This window comes from Pantoea sp. ARC270 (genome assembly GCF_003236725.1).
GTDB classification, from domain to species: domain Bacteria; phylum Pseudomonadota; class Gammaproteobacteria; order Enterobacterales; family Enterobacteriaceae; genus Pantoea; species Pantoea anthophila.
The window spans coordinates 46,348-53,805 of the sequence record NZ_PUGA01000024.1 but is presented as its reverse complement, the minus strand read 5'-3'; the positions used below and the strand labels follow the sequence as shown (position 1 = coordinate 53,805).

The window sequence follows — 7,458 nt, the reverse complement described above, 5'->3', positions numbered from 1 at the left end:
CCACTGCGTGACATGACCCTGGACAGCCGCCTTGCGGCTTCTGGCGATCTGTTTGTCGCTGTTTCAGGCCATCAGGTTGATGGACGCCGTTTTATCCCGCAGGCGATTGCGCAGGGCGTCGCTGCCGTTGTTGCGGAAGCCGAAGGCGAAGCCGCTGACGGTGAAATCCGTGAAATGCACGGCGTGCCGGTTATCTATCTGGCGCAGCTGCATCAGCGTCTTTCGGCATTAGCCGGACGCTTTTACCAGCAGCCAGGTGAAAAACAGAAGCTGATCGGCGTGACCGGCACCAACGGCAAAACCACCACCACGCAGTTACTGGCGCAGTGGGCCATGCTGCTGGGTGAAACCAGCGCGGTCATGGGCACGGTCGGCAACGGCCTGGTAGGCCAGCTGGCCGCCGCCGAAAATACTACCGGCTCTGCGGTAGACGTACAGCATCTGCTGCACGATCTGGCTGAAAAAGGGGCGACCCTGACCGCTATGGAAGTTTCTTCACACGGGCTGGTTCAGCATCGCGTCGCGGCGCTGCCGTTTGCCGCTGCGGTCTTCACTAATCTCAGCCGCGACCACCTCGACTATCACGGTGACATGGAGAGCTACGAGTCCGCCAAATGGCTGCTCTTCTCTGAGCATCAGGTTGGTCAGGCGATCCTCAACGCGGATGATGAAGTGGGGCGTCGCTGGCTCGCGCGCTTACCGGATGCGGTCGCGGTCACTATGGAGAATAACCTCCAGCCGGGTTGCCATGGCCGCTGGCTGAAAGCCGACGCGGTGGAGTATCACGACAACGGCGCCCATATCCGTTTCAGCTCCAGCTGGGGCAATGGCGACATTGCCAGCCCGCTGATGGGCGCATTCAATGTCAGCAATCTGATGCTGGCGCTGGCGACCCTGCTGGCGCTCGACTATCCGCTGGCGACGCTGATCGACGCCGCCCCCCGGTTACAGCCGGTCAACGGGCGTATGGAAGTGTTCAGTGCCGCAGGTAAACCCACGGTCGTGGTCGATTACGCTCACACGCCAGACGCGCTGGAAAAAGCGCTGGAAGCGGCACGCCTGCACTGCACAGGAAAACTGTGGTGCCTGTTTGGCTGCGGTGGCGATCGTGACAAAGGGAAACGCCCGTTAATGGGGGCGATTGCCGAGCAGTTTGCCGATGTGGTGGTGATTACCGATGACAACCCGCGCAGCGAAGATCCGCAGGCCATCGTCAACGATATTCTGACCGGTTTGCTGGACCCGGGCCGCGCCCGTGTGGTCTCCGGTCGTGCGCAGGCGGTGACTAACACTATTATGCAGGCGCAGCCTGACGACATCGTGCTGGTCGCGGGCAAGGGCCACGAAGATTATCAGATCATCGGTACACACCGGCTTGATTACTCCGACCGTGCAACGGTCGCGGCTCTGCTGGGAGGCACAGCATGATTCCGGTTTCATTACAGGCCCTGGCACAGATCACCGGCGGCACGCTTTACGGCAGCGACCTCACTCTGAACGAGGTCACCACAGATACCCGCAAGGTGACGGCTGGCAGCCTGTTTGTCGCGCTGGTGGGTGAGCGTTTTGATGCGCATGACTTTGTCGGCGATGCGATTGCGAATGGCGCACAGGCGCTGCTGGTCAGTCAGCATTTACCTGTCGCTGTACCGCAGGTAGTCGTTGAGGATACCCGTCTCGCCTTTGGCAGACTGGGGGCCTGGGTTCGCCAGCAGTCGAGCGCCCGCGTCGTGGCGCTGACCGGCTCTTCCGGGAAAACCTCGGTGAAAGAGATGACCGCGGCGATTCTGCGTCAGTGCGGTGAAACGCTCTATACCGCCGGTAATCTCAATAACGACTATGGCGTCCCGATGACGCTGCTGCGCCTGACACCTGAACATCAGTATGCGGTGATCGAGCTGGGCGCGAACCATCAGGGCGAGATCGCCTATACCACCGATCTGGTTCGGCCGGAGAGTGCGCTGGTTAACAACCTGGCGGCAGCACATCTGGAAGGCTTTGGTTCACTGGCGGGCGTTGCCAAAGCCAAAGGCGAAATTTTTCAGGGCTTACCGCCGCACGGCATTGCGATTCTGAATGCCGAGAGCAATGACTGGCCAAAGTGGCAGGCGAATCTGCAGGATAAAACCGTGTGGCGCTTCGCACCGCAGGCGGCAGGGTGCGACTTCTCCGCCCGCGATATCCGCATTGCTCAGGACGGCACCCATTTTGTCATGGTGACTCCGCGTGGCGAAGTGGAGATCGTTCTGCCGCTGCCGGGTCGCCATAACATCGCTAATGCCCTGGCCGCTGCGGCCCTGGCCCTGTCAGTGGACGCGCCGCTGAGCGCCGTTCAGCAGGGGCTGAAAAGTCTGCAGTCGGTGCCTGGCCGTCTGTTCCCGGTGCGCCTTTCTGCGCAGCAGCTGCTGCTGGATGACAGTTACAACGCTAACGTCGGTTCAATGACCGCAGCGGTTCAGGTGCTGTCCGAGATGCCGGGCTATCGGGTGCTGGTGGCGGGGGATATGGCCGAGCTGGGCGACGAGACCGAACAGTGTCACCGCGAAGTCGGCGAGGCAGCACGTGACGCAGGCATTGATCGCGTGCTGACGACCGGCAGATTCAGCCATTTCATCAGCGAAAGCAGCAAAGCTGGCGAACATTTCAGCGATAAGACGGCGCTGACTGAACGTTTACGCCAGCTGTTGTCCGAACACTCAGAAATTACTGTCTTGATAAAAGGTTCGCGTAGTGCCGCCATGGAGCAGGTAGTACAGAGCTTACAGGAGAAAGGAACATGTTAGTTTGGCTGGCCGAGCATCTGGTCGCTTTATATTCCGGTTTTAACGTCTTTTCCTATCTGACGTTTCGCGCCATTGTCAGCCTGCTGACCGCGTTATTTATCTCGCTCTGGATGGGACCGCGCCTGATCGCCTGGCTGCAGAAGTTACAGATCGGTCAGGTTGTCCGCAATGACGGCCCGGAGTCTCACTTCAGCAAGCGCGGCACGCCGACCATGGGCGGCATCATGATCCTGACCTCCATCACCATTTCGGTGCTGATGTGGGCCTATCCGTCGAATCCGTATGTCTGGTGTGTGCTGGTGGTGTTAATCGGCTTTGGCATCATCGGCTTTGTCGACGACTACCGCAAAGTCGTACGTAAAGACACCAAGGGACTCATCGCCCGCTGGAAATATTTCTGGATGTCGGTGATTTCGCTGGGCGTGGCGTTCGCGCTGTATGCGGCAGGCAAAGATACGCCGGCGACCCAGCTGGTGGTGCCATTTTTCAAAGACATCATGCCGCAGCTCGGCCTCTTTTATGTGCTGCTGGCCTACTTTGTGATTGTCGGAACGGGTAATGCGGTCAACCTGACCGATGGCCTGGATGGTCTGGCTATTATGCCGACCGTCTTTGTGGCGGCCGGCTTCGCGCTGGTTGCCTGGGCAACGGGTAACGTGAAATTCGCAGAATATCTGCACATCCCTTACCTGCGTCATGCCGGTGAACTGGTGATTGTCTGCACCGCTATCGTCGGGGCAGGGCTGGGCTTTCTGTGGTTCAACACCTACCCTGCACAGGTCTTTATGGGGGACGTGGGCTCGCTGGCACTGGGCGGCGCGCTGGGAACCATCGCGGTGTTACTGCGTCAGGAATTTTTACTGGTGATCATGGGCGGCGTGTTTGTGGTTGAAACGCTGTCGGTGATCCTGCAGGTGGGATCGTTCAAGCTGCGCGGTCAGCGTATTTTCCGCATGGCGCCGATCCATCACCACTATGAACTGAAAGGCTGGCCGGAACCGCGCGTGATTGTGCGCTTCTGGATTATTTCGCTAATGCTGGTGCTGATTGGCCTGGCCACGCTGAAGGTGCGTTAATCATGGCTGACTATCGGGGTAGAAAAGTCGTCATCATCGGGCTGGGCCTGACCGGGCTCTCCTGTGTTGATTTCTTTCTGGCGCAGGGCGTAACGCCTCGCGTGATGGATACCCGTGTCTCGCCGCCGGGGCTGGATAAATTGCCCGGGCAGGTTGAACGCCATCTGGGCGGTCTTTACGGCGACTGGCTGCTGACCTCCGATCTGATTGTTGCCAGTCCGGGTATCGCGCTGGCGCATCCGCTTCTCAGCGAAGCAGCAGATGCCGGTATCGAAATCGTCGGCGACATCGAGCTGTTTTGCCGCGAGGCGCAGGCGCCTGTCGTGGCGATTACCGGTTCCAACGGCAAAAGCACGGTGACGACGCTGGTGGGCGAGATGGCCAAAGCCGCAGGCTGGCAGGTGGGCGTAGGCGGCAACATCGGTCTGCCCGCACTGAGCCTGCTGCAGTCTCCGGCGCAGCTCTACGTGCTGGAGCTCTCCAGTTTTCAGCTTGAGACTACGCACAGCCTGAAAGCCGCGGCGGCAACCGTGCTGAACGTCAGCGAAGATCATATGGATCGCTATCCGCTGGGGATGCAGCAGTATCGTGCCGCCAAACTGCGGGTTTACGAGAACGCGCAGACCTGCATCGTTAACGCCGATGACGCCCTGACGATGCCGGTTCGCGGCGCGGACACCCGTTGTGTCAGCTTTGGCATCGATTTCGGTGACTATCATCTTAACAAGCAGCAGGGCAGTATCTGGCTGCGGGTGAAGGGTGAGAAGGTGCTGAACACCGCTGAAATGAAAATGACCGGCCAGCACAACTACACCAATGCACTGGCGGCGCTGGCCCTGGCTGATGCAGTAGGGTTGCCACGCGCCTCCAGCCTGGCCGCTTTAACGCATTTTAACGGTCTGGCACATCGCTTCCAGCTGGTGCATGAGCATCAGGGCGTGCGCTGGATTAACGACTCTAAAGCCACCAATGTTGGCAGCACCGAAGCGGCACTGAATGGTCTGCAGGTGAACGGCACGTTATGGCTGCTGATGGGCGGGGATGGCAAATCAGCCGACTTTACGCCGCTGGTCCCCTGGCTGCAGGGTGACAATGTGCGCCTCTACTGTTTTGGCCGCGATGGCGATGCGCTGGCGGCGCTGCGTCCTGAGATCGCCGTACGCACGGAGACGATGCGTCAGGCAATGGAGCAGATCGCGCCTCAGGTTAAATCCGGCGATATGGTTCTGCTGTCGCCCGCCTGTGCCAGCCTTGACCAGTTCCGTAACTTTGAGCAGCGCGGCGATCAGTTCGCGCAGCTGGCGAAGGAGCTGAGCTGATGCGTATTCCTGGCGCCGGACTGGCTCACTATTTCTCAGGACGCCTGAAAGATTGGGTCATGGGAGCGCGTGAAAGTGATGACACTTCACTGGTGCTCTATGACCGCACGCTGTTATGGCTGACGCTCGGTCTGGCTGTGATTGGTTTTGTGATGGTGACTTCGGCCTCTATGCCGGTCGGTCAGCGTCTGAATGACGATCTCTTTTACTTTGCCAAGCGTGACGCCTTCTACATTGCGCTGGCGCTGGGCATGGCGCTGGTCACGCTGCGGGTGCCGATGGATTTCTGGCAGCGCTACAGCAACGTGATGCTGATGGTCACGATCGTCATGCTGCTGATTGTTCTGGTGGTCGGCAGCTCGGTTAACGGTGCATCGCGCTGGATTGCGCTGGGTCCGCTGCGTATCCAGCCTGCGGAGCTGTCGAAGCTCTCCCTGTTCTGCTATCTCGCCAGTTACCTGGTGCGCAAAGTGGAAGAGGTGCGTAATAACTTCTGGGGCTTCTGCAAACCGATGGGCGTCATGGTCGTGCTGGCGGTGTTACTGCTGGCGCAGCCCGACCTGGGAACGGTGGTGGTACTGTTTGTTACGACGCTGGCGATGCTCTTCCTGGCGGGGGCCAAGCTGTGGCAGTTCATGGCGATCATCGGCTCCGGTATCTTTGCGGTGATCCTCCTTATCATTGCAGAACCCTACCGTATGCGCCGTGTGACGTCGTTCTGGAATCCCTGGGAAGATCCCTTTGGGAGTGGCTACCAGCTGACCCAGTCGCTGATGGCCTTTGGCCGCGGTGAGTTCTGGGGACAGGGACTCGGTAACTCCGTGCAAAAGCTGGAATATCTGCCGGAAGCGCACACCGACTTTATTTTCGCCATCATAGGGGAAGAACTCGGTTACATCGGTGTGGTATTGGCACTTTTAATGGTATTCTTCGTCGCTTTTCGTGCGATGTCGATTGGCCGACGCGCGCTGGAGCTGGATCAGCGTTTTTCCGGCTTCTTAGCCTGTTCAATTGGCGTCTGGTTCAGCTTCCAGGCGCTGGTTAACGTCGGGGCTGCAGCCGGTATGTTACCGACTAAAGGCCTGACCTTGCCGCTGATCAGTTACGGTGGTTCGAGTCTGATCATTATGTCGACCGCCATCGTCTTTTTATTACGCATAGATTATGAAACGCGCCTGGCGAAAGCGCAGGCGTTTACCCGAGGTGGTCGATGAGCGGTAAGCGATTGATGGTGATGGCAGGCGGAACCGGCGGACATGTTTTTCCCGGTCTGGCTGTCGCCCATCATCTGATGGAACAGGGCTGGCAGGTTCGCTGGTTAGGCACCGCCGACCGCATGGAGGCCGATCTGGTGCCGAAGCACGGCATTGAAATCGACTTTATCCGCATCAGCGGACTGCGCGGTAAAGGCCTGAAAGCGCTGCTGCTGGCGCCCATGCGCATCTTCAATGCCTGGCGTCAGGCGCGCCGCATTATGAAAGCCTGGCAGCCCGATGTTGTGCTGGGCATGGGCGGCTACGTTTCCGGTCCCGGTGGCCTGGCCGCCTGGAGTTGCGGCATTCCGGTGGTACTGCATGAGCAGAACGGGATTGCCGGACTGACCAACAAATGGCTGGCGAAAATCGCCACCAAAGTGCTGCAGGCGTTTCCGGGGGCTTTTCCTGCTGCCGATGTGGTGGGCAATCCGGTGCGTACGGATGTGCTGGCGCTGCCTCTGCCGGCACAACGGCTGGCCGACCGGACGGGCCCGATCCGGGTGCTGGTGATTGGCGGAAGCCAGGGTGCGCGGATACTGAACCAGACGCTGCCGCAGATTGCGGCGCTGGTGGGTGATGAGATCACCCTGTGGCATCAGACCGGTAAAGGGGCGCTGCCCGAAACGGAGAAAGCCTATCAGCAGGCGGGTCAGACGCAGCACAGGGTCACCGAGTTTATCGATGATATGGCGGCGGCCTATGCCTGGGCCGATGTGGTGGTCTGCCGCTCCGGAGCGTTAACCGTGAGTGAAGTCGCTGCCGCTGGTTTACCGGCGATTTTCGTGCCGTTTCAGCACAAGGATCGCCAGCAGTACTGGAACGCGCTGCCGCTGGAAAAAGCGGGCGCTGCCAGAATTTTTGAGCAGCCGCAGTTTACTGCGGAGGCCGTAGCGGATCTGCTACGCCACTGGGATCGCGCAACCCTGTTGACGATGGCTGAGCAGGCCCGTCAGGTGGCGATCCCCGATGCGACCGATCGGGTCGCACAGGAAGTGGCTCGCGCCGCAAAGTAATCATTCCGGTC

General features: G+C 59.6%; 6 protein-coding genes. All 6 read left to right on the top strand.

Going from position 1 to position 7,458, the window contains the following annotated elements:
* Positions 1-1,428, top strand: a 1,428-nt coding sequence (gene murE / locus CKF42_RS12310) for a UDP-N-acetylmuramoyl-L-alanyl-D-glutamate--2,6-diaminopimelate ligase (RefSeq protein WP_233501041.1), incomplete at its 5' end; no start/stop codon positions are given.
* Positions 1,425-2,783, top strand: coding sequence for a UDP-N-acetylmuramoyl-tripeptide--D-alanyl-D-alanine ligase (murF, locus tag CKF42_RS12305; protein WP_111208302.1), 1,359 nt, complete (start codon positions 1,425-1,427; stop codon positions 2,781-2,783). The genes murE and murF, both read left to right, overlap by 4 nt.
* Complete coding sequence (mraY, locus tag CKF42_RS12300; RefSeq protein ID WP_009092141.1) at positions 2,777-3,859, top strand: phospho-N-acetylmuramoyl-pentapeptide-transferase; 1,083 nt, start codon at positions 2,777-2,779, stop codon at positions 3,857-3,859. The genes murF and mraY overlap by 7 nt, the downstream gene beginning before the upstream one ends.
* Positions 3,860-3,861: 2 nt before the next feature.
* The gene (gene murD, locus CKF42_RS12295; protein ID WP_111208301.1) at positions 3,862-5,178 is read left to right on the top strand and encodes a UDP-N-acetylmuramoyl-L-alanine--D-glutamate ligase; all 1,317 of its coding nucleotides are present in this window, start codon (positions 3,862-3,864) and stop codon (positions 5,176-5,178) included.
* The gene (ftsW, locus tag CKF42_RS12290; protein ID WP_009092138.1) at positions 5,178-6,392 is read left to right on the top strand and encodes a cell division protein FtsW; all 1,215 of its coding nucleotides are present in this window, start codon (positions 5,178-5,180) and stop codon (positions 6,390-6,392) included. The genes murD and ftsW overlap by 1 nt, the downstream gene beginning before the upstream one ends.
* The gene (murG, locus tag CKF42_RS12285; RefSeq protein ID WP_111208300.1) at positions 6,389-7,447 is read left to right on the top strand and encodes an undecaprenyldiphospho-muramoylpentapeptide beta-N-acetylglucosaminyltransferase; all 1,059 of its coding nucleotides are present in this window, start codon (positions 6,389-6,391) and stop codon (positions 7,445-7,447) included. Before ftsW ends, murG begins: the two co-directional genes overlap by 4 nt.
* Positions 7,448-7,458: the final 11 nt, after the last annotated feature.